Consider the following 18079-nt stretch of genomic DNA (forward strand, 5'->3'; position numbering starts at 1 on the left):
TTAAGCGAGCCTGCAATGACATCGGAAATCGTGGTTGCAAAAATGGGAGGGACCATAGATTTAATGCGGTCTACGGCCGACGACCTCAAGAACACGGGCAAGGGCAATCTGTTCGTTAGCGGTTTGCGCAGTTCGAGCGCCCGACTCATGTGCCAGTGGGCGCCTTTGCGGCGCAAATCTACCTGCGCCAATAGGACCTCGCCGTCAAAGACCAACCGGCCTCATCCCACGCCCTTCTCTGAGGCGTCGACAGGCGATGCGCCGGGCCGCATCTCTATGATTTCGCTAGTCTCTTGATGGATTTGTCCCTCCGAGTTGTTCTCCTGCCGAGCCGAACTTTTGCTGACAGACTCGCCTTCAAACCGACCCAGCACGTCAGTCACGAAGTGTTCGGAGTATCCCGCGAGAAATGACCAGACGAACAGCTTCGCGTAGTCCTGATACGTCGAGGCGTGTTGAGCGAAGATGGAGGCGAATCTTGCTGCATCCTTAGGGCCGTCTTGAACGAAAGTCGGAAACATGGAACCCGTTAGCAACCCGCCGAGAAAAATTATATAGAGCAAGAGAGCAAGAATGCCGCCGACCAATGGCGACAGGCAAATCTGAAGCCACGACGACTCTAGAAGTTCGAGATCATCGATTGTTAGATCCTTGAGGCGCCGCTGTATGGTTACGAAACCGCCGATAACACCACTTGCAATGACTAGAGCAGGGACAACGGCCTCACTGTCTTGTTGGAACCACGCAATGGCCAACAGAATGGCTAGAAATGTCACTAACGCCAAGAACAGCCTCTGTGAAACCGCAGCCAATATTTGGGTCGTTCGATTCAACGGTTTGCTCATAGCGCACTCCTGCTGGTTGATCTAAATTTGCCTGTTCCTGAACTTATGGACGAGGCAAGGCGCCCAACGAAACGATCTTTTTCCAGTCGTCATCCAACCGGCTATTGATGACCCACTCTTGCCCTGCCTCATACCGAAGCACCACGCGTACATAGGTATGCGACAGCTGCCAATCCTAAGCGGTGAAGCTTGGAATTGAGCTGCTACGGCAATATCTCTCGTCAATGCCGGGATAGTTCTCGCTGCATTTCAGGTAATCCCAAAGCGCATGGATCTAGGGCAAGCAAGCATTGGTTGATGATTCGACATAGACCATTTCCTTTGCATGTCGTCGACTCGCCTACGTCGTTGGGTCTGGACGGAGTTCCGAGTTCACCGTATCGCTACGATGATGTAGGGCGCTGTCGAGAGTTCTGTGCGCCACCGCATATTCGCGGTCATTTTTTTCTCTACATGTAATCCCTCAATGGAGGCTGCGGCCGGTCGCTCTTCCTCTTTTGGCAGGCGGTCCGGTCGAGGGGATGGACCGCCTGCAGGCTAGACGTCAACATCAGTGCCACTGGAAACAAGAACCAACCACGAATGGCAATCTCCCACGGAGTAACAGCGCCACGGTCGCGCCGTAAAATAACAACCCCGCGCATACCGGCCTGTTATGACGTGATGAGCTTCGGGGTCAGATATTCGGCTAACAGCATGGATCCATTTGGCGCGCGGACTTTTGCTAGGGTGCTGGTCTTACAAAAAAGCACCCGCACACTTGGCTCCGAAAGGTTCCCCAATATGGCCAGTACAGGCCGTAGCGTCGCGACACGTAAATTCTCCGTAAAGCTTTCGGAGCAACGGCGGAAAGATTTTCGCGCGGAGGCGCGGTGGCCCATTGACGCTTCTGTAACGCGCAACCGCCACAAGGCGACCGCGCCGGTCGTTGCTGTGAATCTTGTAGAGAGGCTGCTCCATTAGATCTCTCCGTGACGCTGTTTTTCGATGTGTCGCCGACAGTTAAGCAAGCTTGACCGATATAAAAGCGGCGAGCAGTTGCATGCGCGAAGGGGAAGCGCACAACATACCGGTAATACACCGATGCGAAAGTGTCGGTCTGCGTGCTCTACCCAACATACAGTGACCAGCCGAAATAACTAGTGTCACTAAGTATCTGTGAAAAGGGATGGCTGCGCGGCGTCGCAAGGAATGCGTTTCGTTGTTGTGGGACAATCGGAGTGGTTTCGCTACTGGATCGAGAGGTGATCGGACGTGGCAAACATCATCGACGTGTCGAGCAGGTGCGATAGTCGCGCATCTGCTCTCGCTGCGGCGGGCGTCAAAACGATAATTCGCTATTACTCGCGCGACACTGTTCGTCCTTCGAAACGCTTGACCCGCACCGAAGCGGAACAGATGGGAGCGGCGGGATTACGTCTTTGCGTCGTTCACGAAGGCAGATCGTGTTGCCTCACGGGATGATGTTACTCCCGGGTAGTTGTCACGGACCCGTTGTTTTGCGGTGAAGGCTGGCGCTGCGTAGCGGCGCCAGCCTTCACCGCATCCGCATGACCAAGTATCCTTGTGACCAGTTCTCTCGCACGGTTCGATCGCCATGCCTTCACACGGCGCTGCAGGGTCCGAAGCTGGGCACTGGAATACATCGCCGGAGCCATCGCGACGAGGCGTTCATGCAGCTTCTTGGCCGTAATCCCGGGCTCGCTCTCAAGCCATTGCTGTATGGTCGGCCACGTATGCTCGAACGGATCTTCACGGCTGCGCCAGGTGTGTGCGACGTGCGCCTTTCGGCGATGCGTCGCTCGAACCTCTCCTTCGTGCCATGCTGTTCCAAGACTCGCCAGGAAGTTAGCGAGGGGGATTTGATCGGCCGTTTGTGTTTCCATCGGCGCCGTACCCGATGCGCTGCATCGTGCGACGCGCTGCTGTGCTTCGCGCATGCGGCGCAATAAGTCCAATGGATCTAGCGCCCGAAACCGCGTACGCAACCTGCGCTTGGTTGACTCGGGTATCGACGCCGATCGCAAGACCCGCTCAAGGGGAGTCAGAGGCGCTTCGTAGCGCTTGGTCACCCGTGCACCATGGCGTGTTTTCGATTTCAGCTTGAATGACGGCTGGAAGAAGTTGATGTACAGCCGCGACACCTCATAGAGGGAAGCGAGGGTTTCGGTAGCATCAAGTCCACGCAACTGGCCATACCCCACGAGGCGGCGCACGATTGAGCCATTCTTCTGCTCAACCCAGGCCTGGTCGTTCTTCTTGTAGGGTCGCGAGCGGGTCAGTTCGATACCCGTCGCTTTGCAGAAATCGAATATGGCCTCGTTCATGAAGGCGCTATCGTTATCGCAATCGATACCGCGCAGCGGAAACGGCAAGGCACGGCTAACGCGCTCGATGTGCTCAAGAACGAATGCACCGCTGCGATAGGGCATGGCCAGGCACTCGGTCCATCCGGTCGCGATGTCTGTCATCACGAAGCTGTGCACGAAGTCGCCGTCGATCTTGGTGCCACCGCAATGCTCGACGAAATCCACCTCGAGATAGCCGGGTAGCGGATCTCTCCAGTCGGCGAACGTGCGGATCGGCACCGCGCGGCGAATTGCGTTGCCGACTCCACCAGCGCGCCGGCGCTGACCGGCGAAGGCCTGTTCGCGGACGTCACGCAGCAGCCGGTCAATGGTCGCGGCGCTGATCTGGTCCATGCGTTGGCGCAGTTGCTTCGATAGGGTCAGGTGACCATGCCGGGTCATCGAGTCGATCAGCGTAGGGATGAGCGCCTTCAGGCGCTTGCCGCAGATCCGGTCGGCGGCTTCCCATAGCGTGATCAGGGCATCCCGCACCTCATCGTCATACCGCCGTTGCGGGCCGGGCCTCGCGCTCGGAGGTTGAGGCTCCCGGCACAGAACGCGGATCGCGTGCTTGCGGTGATAGCCGGTTACCTGAACAAACTCGTCCAGTATCTCGCGCTTCTCATTCCGGTCCGAACGGCGGTACCGCTCACCGACTGCCTCGGTCAATTCCCGTCGTGTTGTCATGCTGAGCTGCCTCGCCATAAGTCGCTCCCGCCAGCATTCTGACGGGTAGCAAATTACATGAGGCAACGACCCTGGCTCGGTAACAAAAAACCTGAGTCAATGCGCAGATTCGGCGACAAGGCCAGCAACTTCGACCGCTCATGCGGCGTGGAGGACGGTCGGTACGCTCGCACCTACGGCGCAGCGGAAATCGGCCAGCCCGGTCGAGCGGCCATTTACTTCGGCATAGATTTCGATGCATCCCGCGATGAAATTCGCACACGCATCATTCCATATTTTCAGGGCGTGGCGGACGCCTTTGCGGTGCAGACGGGCGAGCCGCAATATCTCGTCGGTGTATACGGAAGCGGCGCGACCTGCGATGCCGTGCTGAACGCCGGGCTCGCGCGTTTGGCGTGGTTGGCGCAATCCACCGGATGGTCCGGCCACGCGGCGTTCCTCAATTCGCATCGCTGGGCGCTTAACCAGTTGATGCCTTCAACGATCGCCGGCGTCGCCTGCGATCCGGATACCGCCGGCGACGATATATCGATCGGTGATTTCCTGCTTGCGCAAGCGCCGGCACCGCTCGGCGCGCACGCGGCGGCGAATCGCGCCGCACTGATGCCAATGTTCGTGAACGCGCGCGGCGGGTTGCATCTCCGCTCGGGACCGGGCGTGGAATTCAATGTCACGCGGCTATTGGCGCTCGGCATGGCAGTTCATCCGTTGAAGTCGGTCGGCTCGTGGATGTCGGTGGATCTTCAGGGCGACGACGTCGCGGACGGCTTTGTGAGCGGCGCCTATCTCACCGACAAGGCACCCTCGAGCGCAGCAGGCCAAGCCGAAGCGACACCGGCTTCACATTATGTTAGCGCCGATGCCATTCATGTTCCTGAGCTCATCCGGCAGGGCAGCACGGAAGACGGGCTCAGAACCGCACGCGAAACGGCGAAAGCGTCGTTGCCCGGTTATCCGCACAACGGCTGCGCCGCACATTTGAGCGCGCTGCTGGAACAGGCCGGCATAGACATTCCGATGACATGGGGCGCGGGCAAGCTGGCGCACGTTCTCGCCGATCGCGGATGGTCGAAGGTCGGCGTCGGAAGTCAGCGCGCCGGCGATGTCGGTGTGTGCTTCGACAATACATCGCCGCCCGGAGCGGACCACATTTATCTTGTCATCGCCGCGTCAGGCCCGGATGAAATGATGATCGCCGACAACCAGCGCACCGCCGACGCCGTTCACGAGCGATTTGCGAGCGGCCACGGCAAGACGGCGACTGAATATTTCCTGCGAGCGCCTGAAACACGCCTACCATAAAGGGCCGCGAAGGTGTACCTAACCAACGCGGAACGAAAATCGTCCTGATTGAGAAACACTGCAGCGCCAGCGGCGCGCCCAAGAAGGCGACGGCCGCTACTATTCTTTCCCGTCCGCGATGACGATTCAACACGGCCTCACGCAACTTCAACTCGACGCAGGAACTTTCAGCGTTCGCACGTGCATTCTATGCAGTCGCCAGCACACAGATCGTTTGCCCGGAACCTACGACTGAGTTTCCCTCGACGGAACCCGCGCGCAGGCCCGACTCCGAGAACAACCTCGAATAAGAATCGCGCACGGCCTGTGTCAGCACGGGCTTGTCGGCCTGGCGCGCGTAAGCGAGGATCGTGCGGATGGCGCCGCGCGCCGCGCTGGTGTCGGCGATCTTCTCGGCGAAGGTTTTCATATCGGCGGCATCGCGAGCACTTGCTTCGATGCCGGGTTGCGAGGCACCGAGCAGCGCCTTCTTGCCCGCCGGCTTCGCGTCGGTAGGCGTTTCGTCGCCCCCGCGGCAGACTCCGACCAACGCAGTCCGACAATGAGTGGCAGGAAGTCAGGCCGATTCGTATTTCTGCGATATCCTGCGGCATCGCCGCCATGACGCCGAACCAGCGGTCGTATTGTTCGATCGCCGCAGGCATGTCACCTTTCCGTCCGTGACTGGCGAAGAAGATGTCGGTAGGTTTCGCGCAATCCGGCTTGCGCCGCACAAAAAGCTCCCGCCTCACTCCGCGTCATCCGATTCCACATGCGCCTGTACGCGTAACGCAACCGGCGTCAATGGGCACTGCGCGCGATTGCTCGCCGTGTAAAGCACCTTCTCCGTGATCTTTCTCGCATTCACACGCCGACGAGCGTCTCCAGCATGGACGCGACGAGTTCGTTGTTCAGGCCAGCGGGTCCGATGCCCCGCAAAATGACGCCCGTTCCCGTCGCGGATATGGCTTCGGCCGACGCGGAGAGCATGTCGATCCTGAGAGCACGCTCGTTCGCGGCGTCGCCGGGTTTCATGCATTCGCCTGCACCGAACAGGTGATTGGTGGGATCGCATGCCGTCGAATTGGGCACGCCTGGCAAGTGCTGGCCATTGGCGTCGAACAACGCCTCGACAAACACGCGAACCAGTTGCGGGCCGAATAGCGCCAGTTGCGGATAGGTGTGCGTGATGCCGATGCTGTCCTTGCCGCCGATCTCGAAGCTCACGCCCGAGAACTGCACGCTCAGACCGGCGCGCGTGACGAACGCCGACTTGCCGAGCGTCGAGATTGCGCACGACGCGTCCGACGCGCCCTGTTCGGCGCACACCTTGTCGAACACGGGCTGGAGGAAGTCCTTGATCTGATCGTTGCTCAACGAGCCGACGTCCCCCGAAGACAGTTGGGCAGGAAAGCTGTTGGCCAAGCGCGTCACGAAGTCGTTCTTGTCCGCCGAGTCGAAGGCCGGCTTGATCACCTTGATGATGTCCTGCGTGCTGGATGACGTCTTGCCCCGCGCCGGAAGCTGGTGCTGAACACGTGTGGCGAGCGTCGACAGGAATTCCTGCTGATTGAACGTCACCTGCAAAAACTGCCCGCCACGGAAGTAGGCATCGAAGTAGGCGGACAGAAATCGCGCGACGTTGAAGATGCGCGTTTCCGTGTCGAGTTGTCCATCGGTGGCGGGCGGCTGCATCGTCAGCATGGTGTGCAGATGCGCTGCGCTCAGGAGCGCCAGCAAGTGAAACGCCCGGAAGGCGGCGAGCGTGTTGATATTGCGAAGGGTCTGCGACTGGCCGGCCAGCGTGAAACTCATCAGCGACTTGTTCAGCCCGGAGGGCGCGGTTTCAGACTGCTGATCCAGCTTGGCGTCGGGAGGCAGCAACGTGTTCATCGTCTGAACGCGATCTGCCGCGCTCGAAATGAGCGTCGACGCGAGTGCGGCGAGCTTGTCGAGGTTTACCGGCACGGTGTCCACGGTGCCGGCCCAGGGCAGCAGCGAGAGGAGGGCGTCGGTCGTGCCGTCCGCCTGAGGCGCGACGACCTTCTGTCCTTTGAGCGCGGCTTGCTTGGCCGCCCGGCGCGCCTGCGCCACCTGAACGAGCGCGACTGCCTCGTCATTCAGACCCGCGAAGGTTGCCTTCGATGCAAGCGATCGCGGAAACGTCGTCTCCTGTCGGACACGCTTCAGTGATGCGTCGAGCCGGGCTGGGCCCGTCCGTGCCGGTCGCGACGACCGCGGGCAGTTGGACGCGGCAGGATGGGTCCGCGCGCGGCGAGGGCGTGGCGACGAGATTGGCGGACGGAATCGTGCCGCAGCCGCCGAGCCAGAGCGCGATGCCGGCGACGACGATCACGCGCGAACCGCGGCGCCTCGCAAACGCCCCATGGCGAAACCGCCACGCGGCGAAACATGCTTTCTCGCGGCCGATACCGCCGATGCCCGAAGCAAATCCCTCTCTCTTCCCATGGCGAGCGCTCATCGCTGATCTCCTGTCATCGCACGTCAGTCTGCACACGCGCTGTGTGTGTGGTTCACGTCCTTGGGGAGATCGGTATCTCCGAACATCTGGCGCACGAAGTCGAGCAACGCATGGTTCATCACATCGCCGTGCCCGTTGATAATGCTTGCGTCCGCTTTGATGTTCCAGACCAGTGTCCCCGCGTGGTCCATGCCATCCATCGGCTTGACTTCGAGCGTGGCGCCGCCGCAAAACGTGCGCTGCCACGTGGAGGGAGCCGTCCCGTGCGCGTTCAGTTGAGCGATGAAGGCTTGCGATTGCGCGACTTCGAGCTGTTTGTTGGTCTTAACCTTCTGTGCGAGCGTGTCGTCGGTCAGCTTGAGCAATTCGTCACCCGGCGTCCAGCCCTTGCAGACGGCGCTGTTCCCGTCGGGGCCGTGCAGCAGATGCGTGATGTAGGCATCGTCATGTCCAGGTGTCTGCTTGATGGCTTTCACCTGCGCAGCGGATGACGTGGGACGCTCGAAGATCGTGTTGACGAAGCGGCCGGCAGGAAACGCGATGCCGGTGGCGTCGTCGGAGACGGAGGTGATGGACATGAACATCGGCGGCACGTAGCACCGATGCGTCTGCCGGTTTGCCACGCGATAAAGCGCCTCGAATCGCGACGCCTCGAAGGCCGGATTCACGAGCACGATCATGTCCGCGACGCGCTCGGCTTCGGCCGTGCGCTCGTTCGATGCGTTCGTGTGCAAGGGCGGCAGGTCGGCGAGATCGGTTTCTTCCGTGAGTGTCTCGATCAGCGGACCCGACGTGGCAGAGTACAAAATCAGACCGCCGAAACTGTGGCCGATCATGAGCGTGCGCATCGCGGGGCGCCGACCATCTTTCAGCGCCTCCAAATTGAAATAACGTTGCAGGCTGCGCAGCCGCGCGAACAGTTCGCGCACGGAACCCGTCGACACGCGCGACGCCGTCTCCTTGCGGCTCCAGAACGACAGATCCAGCACGGGATCGGGCACGAGCCAGGGCTTGCCACGCCATCCGACGTAGATGCCGATGACCTGACGCTTGCTTTGCTGATACAACTCGTCGGATGCCGCGCGTTCCAGCAAGCGGCGGAACTTCTTGACGTTGTCGTCGTCGGCGCTGGCATCGTGCTTCCAGCCGTGGATGAACATGATCACCTTGAGATCTTTCCGGGCGCGCAGGTTCTGCTTGAGATCGTCTATCAGCGCATCGATCTGCATGGCTGACTGATCGGGGGCGGCGTCGGGACCGGCGTTCGTGCGAGGATGCACCCATCCTTGGTCGTCGAACTCGACGAAATGCAGTTCGTACTTGCCATCGACCACTTCCGGTGTCCGGTGCGCGCAGGCGAGCGGCGTTTCGCCGGCGCTGTTGGCCGGGCACTGCGTGCTGTCGAGCCGGCGATTGACGACCTGGGTCCGATAGGCGTCGTGAGAAGCGCAGCCACTCAAGGTCGCGGAGGCGACAAGAACGAAATATGCCGCGAATGCGCGCATCGTTTTGCCGGCAGTCATGTTTGAATGACCTCGCGAGTTACATGCTTTGTACGTCGGCACGGCGGAGCACACAATCACCGGATGGGTCGCCATGCACGGGGCCACCTGCATGAACTTCTTATTGCGTAAGAACGCCTGCGCATCGCTTCATTTAAATCGATGTCTTCGGGTGCGCCAGCTGAGTGGCGGACGAAGCGTTGAGTTTGGCTAAAAAAAACGGTGTGACGGAAGAGGCGAAATGGTTCGACGATCCGTCCCGGTCCGTCGTCGGAGTAGGAAGACGATGGTGGGCTGATGTGTTCGTTACCGAACGAACGGGCTTCAACGGAATCCCCGGTTTGTACGCGGCTCGCTAACCTATCTTCTACGCCTGTGCTTCGCGGGCCGATGCCTGGGTCTGGCAACGAATGGCTTGACGTCTTGGAGTCTTCAGTCATGAGCGAGCAAAAACGAAGAGTCTTCCTCAAACGCGTCGCCGCGACCGCGCTTGTTGTGGCAGGCATGACGGAGAAGCGTCGGCAACGGCGGAGACCATGCGGCCTGATCAGACGATGCAGAAGCAAGGCTTCAGTGCCTATGAGTTCGACGACGGCGCGTATCGGCACATCGTCTATGTCAAGGACGATGGCCCGAATGTGATCGTCATGCACGAGTCGCCCGGCTTAGAGGAGCACACCGTCCAATTCCTCGACAAACTCGCGGGGCGCGGGTTTTCGCGTTCACGCGCCTCATCTGTTCGGCACGCCGATGAAACGGGACAGCACCCTGAACTATGCGCGGCTTTGTATCAGCAAGGAATTCGGCCATTTGAAGTCGAATCGCTCGGCGCCCATTTGCCACTGGCTACGCACGCTGGCCCGATCAGTCAGCGCCAGCCGGTCGAACGCGCGTGTCGGCGTGATCGGCATGTGTCTGACCGGCGCGTTCGTCATTCCCATGGTGCTCGAACCGGGCGTGCGCGCTGGTGTCATTTCGCAGCCCGCGATTCCAGTCGCCGCGCGTTACGTTCTGACGGGTTCCGGACAAGGTCAGTGGATGAGTGACATGAATATCTCCGACGCCGACCTCCAGGCCGCCGCGCAACGTTGCGCTCGCGACCACGTGCCGATTCTCATACAGCGTTTCAAAACCGATCGCATCAGCACGCATGGACGCGTGCTCAGGATCGCCGAGACGTTCGCCGACAATGCCGTGCTTCACGAGTATGACGATCCGGGGCCCAAGACCCATCCTCAAGCCTTGCTGAGCTACCAATACGACGATGTGCCAAAGGACGTGGCAATTCAACGCGCATCGCACTCCAGGGAGTCGCCGCGTTTCTGCTGGAGAACTTGGCGACGCGCAACACGGTGAGCGAATGAGCCTGGCCCGCAGTGGCCAGTCGGATCGATGCAGGAGGCGAGCATGGTCAAGAGAATCGTTGTGCTATCCGATGGGACCGGCAACAGTTCCGCGAAGGCCCAAAAGACCAACGTATGGCGCATGTTTCAGGCGCTCGATCAGTCGGGCAGCGATCAGATCGCTTTTTACGACGATGGCGTCGGCACGTCGAGCAACAAGTATCTCGCGCTGCTCGGCGGCGTATTCGGCTGGGGACTCAAGCGCAACGTGATTGAGCTGTACAAGTTCGTGTGCCGCAACTACGAGCCCACCGCCGAAATAAGCGGATTTGGCTTCAGTCGCGGTGCGTTCACCATTCGCGTGCTGGTCGGGCTGATTCTTTGGGAAGGTCTCGTGGCGTACGGCTCGGAGGAAGAGTTGCACCGAAACGCACGCGCGGCCTACCGGCATTACCGGTCGAAGCGGTTTCCTTCTCACAGTCCGCTCGTGTGGCTGCTGCGCCACTTCCGCGACGGATGCCTGCGGGCCGCGAACCGGCTGAGCGGACTGCCGAATTACGCGCAGATCAAGAAGCGGACGAATGTGAAGATTCGCTTTCTTGGCTTATGGGACACCGTATCAGCGTATGGCGTGCCCATTCTCCCGTTGAAGCGCGCCATCGACGCTACTATCTGGCCCATGGTGTTCGGAGACCTGAAGTTGCATCGGCACGTCAGGCGTGCGTGCCACGCGCTGTCCCTCGACGACGAGCGTTCCACGTTTCACCCGCTTCTCTGGGACGAGTCCGACGAAGAAGGGCTTGCCGCCAGCGGACACGTCGATGCGGGACGCATCACGCAGATCTGGTTTCCGGGCGTGCACTGCAACGTGGGCGGCGGTTATCCGGAGGACCGGCTATCGCTTGTCTCGCTGCACTGGATGATGAGCGAGGCGGTCAGCGTCGGACTGGTACTGCTGCCATCGGCGGTCGATCGCGTGATCGCCGAACAATCGCCCTATGCGCGCATTTACGATTCGCGCTCCGGTTTCGCGGGCTGGTATCCGTATCTGCCGCGTCTGGCTTTGCCGTGCACGAATGCGAACCAAAATCCGTATTGGCCGCTCGTGCATTCGAGCGTGCTGTTGAGGATCAAGTTTGGAACGGATCACTATGCGCCCATTGCCTTGCGTGACGGATTCCATGTGGTCGACGCGCACGGCGGACTGCTTGCGGTGCCGCCCGATGTAAGACCGATCGTGCCCGCGCTCATCCGGCCGCCCGTGGTGTGTGCGCCGTTGTTGAAGGTGACGGCTTCGAAAAACGCAAAGCTTCGAGCGACACTGCAATCGGCGATGCCGAATCGTTCCGACGCAGCCATGCAACTGGCCTGGGACACCGTGTTCTGGCGGCGTGTCGCGTATCTGTCCACACTCGTCATCACCATCCTGCTGCTGCTCTTTCCGCAAATCTGGCCCGCGCTCGACGTGGTTGGCAAGCGCACAGGGCTGCATGTCAGCAAGACAGACGGAAGCATGATCGCCGACGATGCGTTCAACAACGCGCTGAATGTGGCCAAAGGCTTTCTGCCGACCTACAGCACGGCATGGACGGATGCGTTCGCGAATCACTCGAACCTCTTTGGCACGCTGGCCGCGGCATTGATCATCGCGCTGCTGGTGAGCAGTTCGCTACGAAGGCGTGTCCACGATCGAGCGGAGATCGCCTGGCACGCGAGTCACGCGAAGGCCTATCTGACGTGGCGCGTTCGTTCGGAGAAGGGCAGCCGTAACATGACGCTCGCGTCGACGGCGGTCGTGATTGTGCTCGCCAGTCTGTCGCGGTGGCATGACCCGGTGCTGAAGGGCGCGAATCTGCAGATGCCTCGCGCGACGACCGTCGAGCTTTCGGTTTTAGCTGTCATCCTCGTTCTCGTGAGCATCTGGCGCATCTTGCGCATCAACCGGTTGAAGACGATCCTTGCTAAAAGATTGCAGGGAACCTTTGCGCTCAGATGCGCGCGTGGCATGCGTCAGAGCCCGCGCTTTCGCGGGGCATGTCTTGGCGTGGAACGTGTCGTTCTGCCCGGCATCTTCCTCCTGGCCTGTATCCTATTCGGTGTCGCGTGCCTCAATCGCGGCGTGTTCGACGGAATGAACGCGATCGGGACCATTTGCACATCGGCGGCCAATCCCGCGTCTGCCTTCATGACCTCCGATCCGTGCTGGAATTCGAACATCGAACTGAAAGAGGGCGCGCGTTATCAGATTGACATACGGACCAACGGCGACTGGCTCGATCGCAGCGTGCGCGCGGATGTAGGCGGTTTTCCCACGGCAGGAAGAGTGTATTACGGTGCGGCGCTCATGAGGCGCTGGTGGTATGAGGACTGGTTGAAGCCCATCGCGAGAATAGGGCGCTTCGGACACGACGAATACGTGCTCGAACCGCTCGCGCCATACGCGCTCAAGCGCTACAGAAACAACCTTCATAAAGATGCGCACCAGCCGACCGCCGGTTCGTGCACGCTGACCGGTGGTCCTCTGGATCAGCTGTCTGCCTCGGAGGCCGCGTGTATCGATGCCGGCGATCCAACGCCGGTTGAACGCGACACGCTTACTGCCCAGTTCACCGCGAAGTCCGGTGGAATGCTGTATCTCTATCTGAACGATGCCGTGGCGCCGCTGATCGGCCATTCCATGATGTTCTACGAGAACAACTACGGCTGCGGTGAAGTCACGGTTTCCGAACTCTTGTCCGATAACGAGGCAGTCGAAATCGGTCATTCGGCGACGTGCTCACCGCCGGTTCAAAGGACGAGCCCGGATACGGTTCGCAAGCTGGTCAACGCGGAGTGATCGGCGCCGGGTGGGTTTATGCCGCAAGGAAGCGGATGTTACGAAGTAACTGCTTCATCCAATGTCACGGCCATTTACGAATGTCCGATCTCTGGCTCATCAGATCGAATGGCCGCCTCCCGCCAACGACGACGACGGTCGAGGGCATGTCGGTCCGGCTTGTCGCGCCCTGCGGCGCGGCCACCGCCTGTGCGCGATCCGCGGCACGGCAATCTTTTCTGACGGACCATGAGGATCTGAAAATGGGCTGACCCCGTGTTGAATGGAGCGATGCGCAGCTGCGCGCGATCATGAATGGCATCGCGGCGATCAACCGGGATTTCCCGCTCGACAACGCGCGTTTTCTGGATGGACTGATCGCGGAAGCCCCGCGCCATTACCGGCCGCGTATTTGGCGCGACTACCTACAGCCGGCTGCTGCGCGATGTCGCGCCCGCAGGCCGGCGTCCAGTGCCATGCGAGTGCACCGACACTGTCCAGCAGGCGCTCGCGTCGATGTCGCAGCGCAGCAGGACAGCGCTGGCAACCGCCCGGCCGATATCGAGCTGATACGACAGGCGCTGGCCCACGTGGTGCGCGAGGCGTTCGCGCCACTATATGCGACGCATCGCAACGCGAGCGGGCCGTCGACCACGGGACGGTCACTGCGCACGATGCCGGCGGAATGGGCGAGACTCGCCAGCCTGCCCTGCTGCAGGCGGCGCTGGAAGATGTCCATGCGCGGATCCGGCGTCTTGAGCAGGCAAACGCACAGCTGCACCGCGAACTCGGCGAAGCGCATGCGGCACGAGATCTGGCCGGCGAGCATGTGAACCGGCTGCTCGGTGACCTGTCCGCGTCGATTGAACGCGCCGGCGTCGTCGCGACGACACTTGCCAAGGCGGCCGCGCAGCTGGCCGGCACCGAACGGTTTCTCAAGATGCAGAACAATGCGGTGCAGCTGCAGGCGAGTGGGGAGGCGGACGCGCTGCGCGCGCAGAATGGCCAGCTGCGCGAGCGGATTGACCATCTGCTGCTGGAAGTGGATCAGTACCGCCGCACCTTGCGACCCGATCGCTCGGGAGTCGCTGAGCGCGGCCGCCGTTGGCATTGCGGCTCCCGATTACTCCAGTTATCAGTTGTTTATCGGGCGCTTGCCCGACCCCGAATGATGAAACGGGCGCGGGGTAGAGGGGGCGTAGGATAGGCAGGGCAGCGGTGATCGAGGTCGGCATCATCATGGTGCCCTGAGCCCGTTTATCAGTTGGACCCGCAACCCGACGCGTACCCCAAATTGTGATCGCTGGCCGGTAGTTGCCGTGAAGCACGTTTAGCAGATTTCGAATAGGAGGGTTGCTGCCGCTGCCATTCATCCGGCAGGAGGCCCTATGCAGATTCTCTATCCCCGTTGCGCAGGACTCGACGTGCACAAAGACATCATCGTGGCCTGCGTGCGATGCGTCTCGGCGCCGAAACATCATGAAGTACGCAGCTTTGCCAGTACCACCACTGGACTGCTTGCGTTGTCCGACTGGCTCGCCGGGCATTCCTGTACGCACGTTGCGATGGAGGCAACTGGCGTGTACTGGAAGCCGGTGTGGCATGTTCTTGAGGACCACTTCGAGCTGGTGCTGGCCAACGCCCAGCACATCCGCAATGTGCCTGGGCGCAAGACCGACGTGAACGACGCGACCTGGATTGCAGACCTCGTCGCGCACGGCCTGATCCGGTCCAGTTTTGTGCCTCCGACTGCGACGCAGGAGCTGCGTGACCTGACCCGGACTCGTAAGCAGCTCGTACGGGAAATCTCCCAGCACAGCCTGCGAATCCAGAAGATACTCGAGGACGCCAACCTCAAGCTCGCTAGCGTGCTGTCAAATGTACTTGGTTGTAGCGGACGGGCAATTCTGGCGGCCCTTGTGGCAGGCGAAGATGATCCAGAGCACCTCGCGGCACTCGCCCAGGGAAGCGCCCGCAAAAAAACTTCGGAATTGCGCGAAGCGCTTCGCGGACATGTCACCGCGCATCACCGCACCCTGCTCAGATTGCATCTGAATCTGATCGCGGCGCTGGAACGCACCCGGGCAGACCTGGACGTTGCTGTGGGAGAAGCCCTCGCCCCGATCCGGCAGCACGTCAGCCTGCTGACCACAATTCCCGGCGTGAGCGAGCTGACTGCCCAGGTAATCCTTGCGGAGATTGGTACGGACATGACACGTTTCATCGATGCCGGTCACCTAGTGTCATGGGCCGGGATGTGTCCACGCAATGACGAAAGTGCCGGCAAGCGGCGCAGCACGCGAGTGCGCAAAGGCGCGCCATGGCTAAAAACTGCCCTGGTGACGGCTGCCTGGGTGGCCGTCCGCGTCGCTCATAGCTACCTGCACGCGCGTTTCCTGCGCATCAAGGCCCGGCGGGGTGCCAAAAAGGCTATCCTCGCCGTTGCCGCGTCCATCCTCACCTCTGCCTGGCACATGTTGCGCGATGGTGTCGAATATGCCGACCTCGGCGCCGCTTACTTCAGCCAACGTGACGCAGGCCAGACAATCCTGCGGCTCGTTAAGCGACTGACCGCCCATGGATACTCTGTTCAACCCTCTGCCGCTTGATTCGCGTTTCTTAGCAGATGTGTTGATTCGGTTTACAAGGCATAAGCCCGCGAGTTATCCGCCGCCAGCGGGCGACGTTGGGCGCCCGGAGGGCAGGGGAGCGCGGCGCTATCTCACGCATCGCCGCGCGCCTGAGATTAGGGTCGTCAGCAATAACCAAAAACGGACAGCCACGCGTTGGCAGGTCAGATGAGTTCCCGGAGATTTTTGACGCACCCACCGCAGAACGGTGCTGTGGAAGCAGGGCGTGGAGAAGCCGTCGAGCAGTGGAACGCGAGATGGCACGCCAGCGATCACGCCGCGAGGATCTGCTCGCGATGCTGGCAGCCGTTCCGAAATAGCTGGTGCCCGCCCAGTTCTGCCGCGCATGCACCGAGCCGGCGCGAGCGCTGCTTGATATGACGTTATTCGTTGCAACTGGGGACTTGCAAAACGCGCTCGCTCGGAATACTGTGTATACATACAGTATTGATTATGGAAATGGCGCTGTTGAACAGTACAATACTGCTCTGTGCGTGCGTTAACTGGTAACAAGGCGCCGCGTCGCCAGTAAATTGACGCTCCAGCGAGGAAGATATGAATGCATTGCCACAATTTCTGGCAAACAAAGCAATCCAGACCCGAACCGAGATCGGTGCGTACGAGTATCTCTGGCAGCAGCCAAGTGCGACGACAAAGTCCTTGGCCGAACTGTTCGAGCAGAACCCTGGCAGCCTCCCGTCCGACTTGGTGGAGGAAGACGTGGCAGAGCGAACCGGCAACGAAGTAGTGGAACAGTTGCACAACCGCGGCATCAGGCGATTTGGCGTCCGCATTAACGGCGCACGGGACTATCCCGCACGGTTGCGTGACGCACGTGAGCCGATAGAGGTACTCTATTATCTTGGCTCGTGGGAATTAGCTGAAGCACCGCGACGTGTGGCGGTCGTGGGCACGCGCAACGTCTCCGAAGAGGGTGCTGCACGGACACGCCGGCTTGTTCAAGGCCTCGTCGAACATGATTACACGATCGTTTCGGGTCTGGCACAGGGCGTCGATACCATCGCCCATACGACGGCGATCGAGAGCGGGGGCCGCACGATAGCAGTGATCGGCACGCCAATCTCCGAAGTTTATCCAAGGGAGAACGCCGATCTGCAACGATGTATTGCGGAGAAGTATCTGCTTGTGAGCCAAGTGCCCGTGCTTCGCTACAAGAGCCAGACGCCGCATTGGAACAAGCTGTTCTTTCCCGAGCGGAACAAGACGATGTCAGCGCTTACTGAGGCGACGATCATCGTTGAGGCGGGCGAGACGTCTGGTACCTTGATACAGGCACGCGCGGCGCTGCAGCAAGGGCGCAAACTCTTCATTCTTGAGAGTAATTTCCAAAATCCCAAACTTACGTGGCCGGCCAAGTATGAGCGGCAGGGGGCCGTCCGGGTACGCGAAGTCGATGACATTCGGAGGGTGCTCGAGGCATGATGCCTGATCGTCTCACGGTGCTCGGACCGAACGAGCGACCGGATCATTTCCATTTGCCGGCCGACGCGCATTGCTGGTTTTGGGGCGAGTACACACCTTACGAACACACTGGCGGGCAAAACTGGAACTACTCGCCCACCAACCGGTTAATGGCAAATTTCAAGAAAAAATTGGACCGGCAGGGGCGACAGGACTGGCATTACAAGGGCGAGGCTATCGAGCAGGTGGCGCGGGCGTTCGCCCGATTCTTCACGTGGCGCGAGATGCATGAAAATCACGGGGTCGCGCTCGTTCCGATCCCACCTTCAAAAGCGCGTACGGATCCAATGTATGACTCGCGTATGCGCCAGACGCTCGAATGCATTGCGCAACACACTGGCTTGCCGCTCGACATACGGGACTGCCTTTCATTCAGCGGGCGTTACGGCGCCAGTCACCTCAACAGCGCCCGGCCTTCTCCAGAAGAGCTATATGAGGATCTAACGTTTGACCCCGCCGCCGGGCGTCCAAACCAGCCGCCACGCAGCATCATTGTTTTCGACGACGTCGTTACAGCGGGCTCGCACTACGCGGCTGTATCGCGAAAGTTGCGCGAAGCGTTCGCGGACGCCCCAGTGTACGGCAGCTTCATCGCAAGACGGGCCCTACCAAACCCGTTTGCTGACAGTGTGTGACGGCGGAGCGACTTCTGCACACTCCACAC

At 60.5% G+C, this 18079-nt stretch carries 14 protein-coding genes; 8 read left to right on the plus strand and 6 right to left on the minus strand.

Annotated features, from left to right (window positions below):
• Positions 1 to 221: 221 nt before the first annotated feature.
• A complete protein-coding gene (locus ACOCG7_RS34030; protein ID WP_421380997.1) occupies positions 222 to 845 on the minus strand; it encodes a hypothetical protein in 624 nt (207 codons plus the stop codon).
• A 1272-nt stretch (positions 846 to 2117) separates the two neighbouring features.
• Between ACOCG7_RS34030 and ACOCG7_RS34035 the strand changes: the two genes are divergently transcribed.
• Positions 2118 to 2309 (plus strand): glycoside hydrolase domain-containing protein, encoded by a 192-nt coding sequence (locus ACOCG7_RS34035; RefSeq protein WP_421381096.1) that lies wholly within the window; start codon positions 2118 to 2120, stop codon positions 2307 to 2309.
• A 2-nt stretch (positions 2310 to 2311) separates the two neighbouring features.
• Here ACOCG7_RS34035 and ACOCG7_RS34040 read toward each other — a convergent pair whose 3' ends face one another.
• Positions 2312 to 3898: an integrase catalytic domain-containing protein gene (locus ACOCG7_RS34040; RefSeq protein ID WP_244746038.1), complete on the minus strand. Its 1587-nt coding sequence runs from the start codon at positions 3896 to 3898 to the stop codon at positions 2312 to 2314.
• An 81-nt stretch (positions 3899 to 3979) separates the two neighbouring features.
• Between ACOCG7_RS34040 and ACOCG7_RS34045 the strand changes: the two genes are divergently transcribed.
• On the plus strand, positions 3980 to 5182 hold the full coding sequence (locus ACOCG7_RS34045) for a glycoside hydrolase domain-containing protein (protein WP_421381000.1): 1203 nt from the start codon (positions 3980 to 3982) through the stop codon (positions 5180 to 5182).
• Between the two features lie 187 nt (positions 5183 to 5369).
• Here the strand turns inward: ACOCG7_RS34045 and ACOCG7_RS34050 are convergent, their stop codons facing one another.
• The 4 genes from ACOCG7_RS34050 to ACOCG7_RS34065 form a co-directional block, all read right to left on the minus strand.
• Positions 5370 to 5591: a hypothetical protein gene (locus ACOCG7_RS34050; protein WP_421381003.1), complete on the minus strand. Its 222-nt coding sequence runs from the start codon at positions 5589 to 5591 to the stop codon at positions 5370 to 5372.
• Between the two features lie 434 nt (positions 5592 to 6025).
• Complete coding sequence (locus ACOCG7_RS34055) at positions 6026 to 7255, minus strand: hypothetical protein (protein WP_421381006.1); 1230 nt, start codon at positions 7253 to 7255, stop codon at positions 6026 to 6028.
• 22 nt (positions 7256 to 7277) lie between these two features.
• The gene (locus ACOCG7_RS34060) at positions 7278 to 7643 is read right to left on the minus strand and encodes a hypothetical protein (protein ID WP_421381009.1); all 366 of its coding nucleotides are present in this window, start codon (positions 7641 to 7643) and stop codon (positions 7278 to 7280) included.
• Between the two features lie 23 nt (positions 7644 to 7666).
• Positions 7667 to 9166 carry a hypothetical protein gene (locus ACOCG7_RS34065; RefSeq protein ID WP_421381012.1) on the minus strand — a complete coding sequence of 500 codons (1500 nt, stop codon included), beginning with the start codon at positions 9164 to 9166 and terminating at the stop codon, positions 7667 to 7669.
• An 888-nt stretch (positions 9167 to 10054) separates the two neighbouring features.
• Between ACOCG7_RS34065 and ACOCG7_RS34070 the strand changes: the two genes are divergently transcribed.
• The 6 genes from ACOCG7_RS34070 to ACOCG7_RS34095 all read left to right on the plus strand — a co-directional run bounded on the left by ACOCG7_RS34070 (position 10055) and on the right by ACOCG7_RS34095 (position 18050).
• Positions 10055 to 10501, plus strand: a complete 447-nt coding sequence (locus ACOCG7_RS34070; protein ID WP_421381015.1) for a hypothetical protein — start codon at positions 10055 to 10057, stop codon at positions 10499 to 10501.
• Positions 10502 to 10552: 51 nt separating this feature from the next.
• On the plus strand, positions 10553 to 13324 hold the full coding sequence (locus tag ACOCG7_RS34075) for a DUF2235 domain-containing protein (RefSeq protein WP_421381018.1): 2772 nt from the start codon (positions 10553 to 10555) through the stop codon (positions 13322 to 13324).
• Between the two features lie 664 nt (positions 13325 to 13988).
• Positions 13989 to 14510 carry a hypothetical protein gene (locus ACOCG7_RS34080; protein ID WP_421381021.1) on the plus strand — a complete coding sequence of 174 codons (522 nt, stop codon included), beginning with the start codon at positions 13989 to 13991 and terminating at the stop codon, positions 14508 to 14510.
• A 181-nt stretch (positions 14511 to 14691) separates the two neighbouring features.
• The gene (locus ACOCG7_RS34085) at positions 14692 to 15912 is read left to right on the plus strand and encodes an IS110 family transposase (RefSeq protein ID WP_421381024.1); all 1221 of its coding nucleotides are present in this window, start codon (positions 14692 to 14694) and stop codon (positions 15910 to 15912) included.
• A 576-nt stretch (positions 15913 to 16488) separates the two neighbouring features.
• Positions 16489 to 17376, plus strand: a complete 888-nt coding sequence (locus ACOCG7_RS34090; RefSeq protein ID WP_421381027.1) for a DNA-processing protein DprA — start codon at positions 16489 to 16491, stop codon at positions 17374 to 17376.
• Positions 17376 to 18050, plus strand: coding sequence for a hypothetical protein (locus ACOCG7_RS34095; protein WP_421381030.1), 675 nt, complete (start codon positions 17376 to 17378; stop codon positions 18048 to 18050). The genes ACOCG7_RS34090 and ACOCG7_RS34095 overlap by 1 nt, the downstream gene beginning before the upstream one ends.
• Positions 18051 to 18079: the final 29 nt, after the last annotated feature.

This window comes from Paraburkholderia sp. DD10 (assembly GCF_049177125.1).
Taxonomy (GTDB): domain Bacteria; phylum Pseudomonadota; class Gammaproteobacteria; order Burkholderiales; family Burkholderiaceae; genus Paraburkholderia; species Paraburkholderia terricola.

Coding starts and splice junctions, on each gene's coding strand:
- ACOCG7_RS34030 (WP_421380997.1), bottom strand. CDS start 845: ATGAGCAAACCGTTGAATCGAACGACCCAAATATTGGCTGCGGTTTCA.
- ACOCG7_RS34040 (WP_244746038.1), bottom strand. CDS start 3,898: ATGGCGAGGCAGCTCAGCATGACAACACGACGGGAATTGACCGAGGCA.
- ACOCG7_RS34045 (WP_421381000.1), top strand. CDS start 3,980: ATGCGCAGATTCGGCGACAAGGCCAGCAACTTCGACCGCTCATGCGGC.
- ACOCG7_RS34050 (WP_421381003.1), bottom strand. CDS start 5,591: ATGAAAACCTTCGCCGAGAAGATCGCCGACACCAGCGCGGCGCGCGGC.
- ACOCG7_RS34060 (WP_421381009.1), bottom strand. CDS start 7,643: ATGAGCGCTCGCCATGGGAAGAGAGAGGGATTTGCTTCGGGCATCGGC.
- ACOCG7_RS34065 (WP_421381012.1), bottom strand. CDS start 9,166: ATGACTGCCGGCAAAACGATGCGCGCATTCGCGGCATATTTCGTTCTT.
- ACOCG7_RS34070 (WP_421381015.1), top strand. CDS start 10,055: ATGTGTCTGACCGGCGCGTTCGTCATTCCCATGGTGCTCGAACCGGGC.
- ACOCG7_RS34075 (WP_421381018.1), top strand. CDS start 10,553: ATGGTCAAGAGAATCGTTGTGCTATCCGATGGGACCGGCAACAGTTCC.
- ACOCG7_RS34080 (WP_421381021.1), top strand. CDS start 13,989: ATGGGCGAGACTCGCCAGCCTGCCCTGCTGCAGGCGGCGCTGGAAGAT.
- ACOCG7_RS34085 (WP_421381024.1), top strand. CDS start 14,692: ATGCAGATTCTCTATCCCCGTTGCGCAGGACTCGACGTGCACAAAGAC.
- ACOCG7_RS34090 (WP_421381027.1), top strand. CDS start 16,489: ATGAATGCATTGCCACAATTTCTGGCAAACAAAGCAATCCAGACCCGA.
- ACOCG7_RS34095 (WP_421381030.1), top strand. CDS start 17,376: ATGCCTGATCGTCTCACGGTGCTCGGACCGAACGAGCGACCGGATCAT.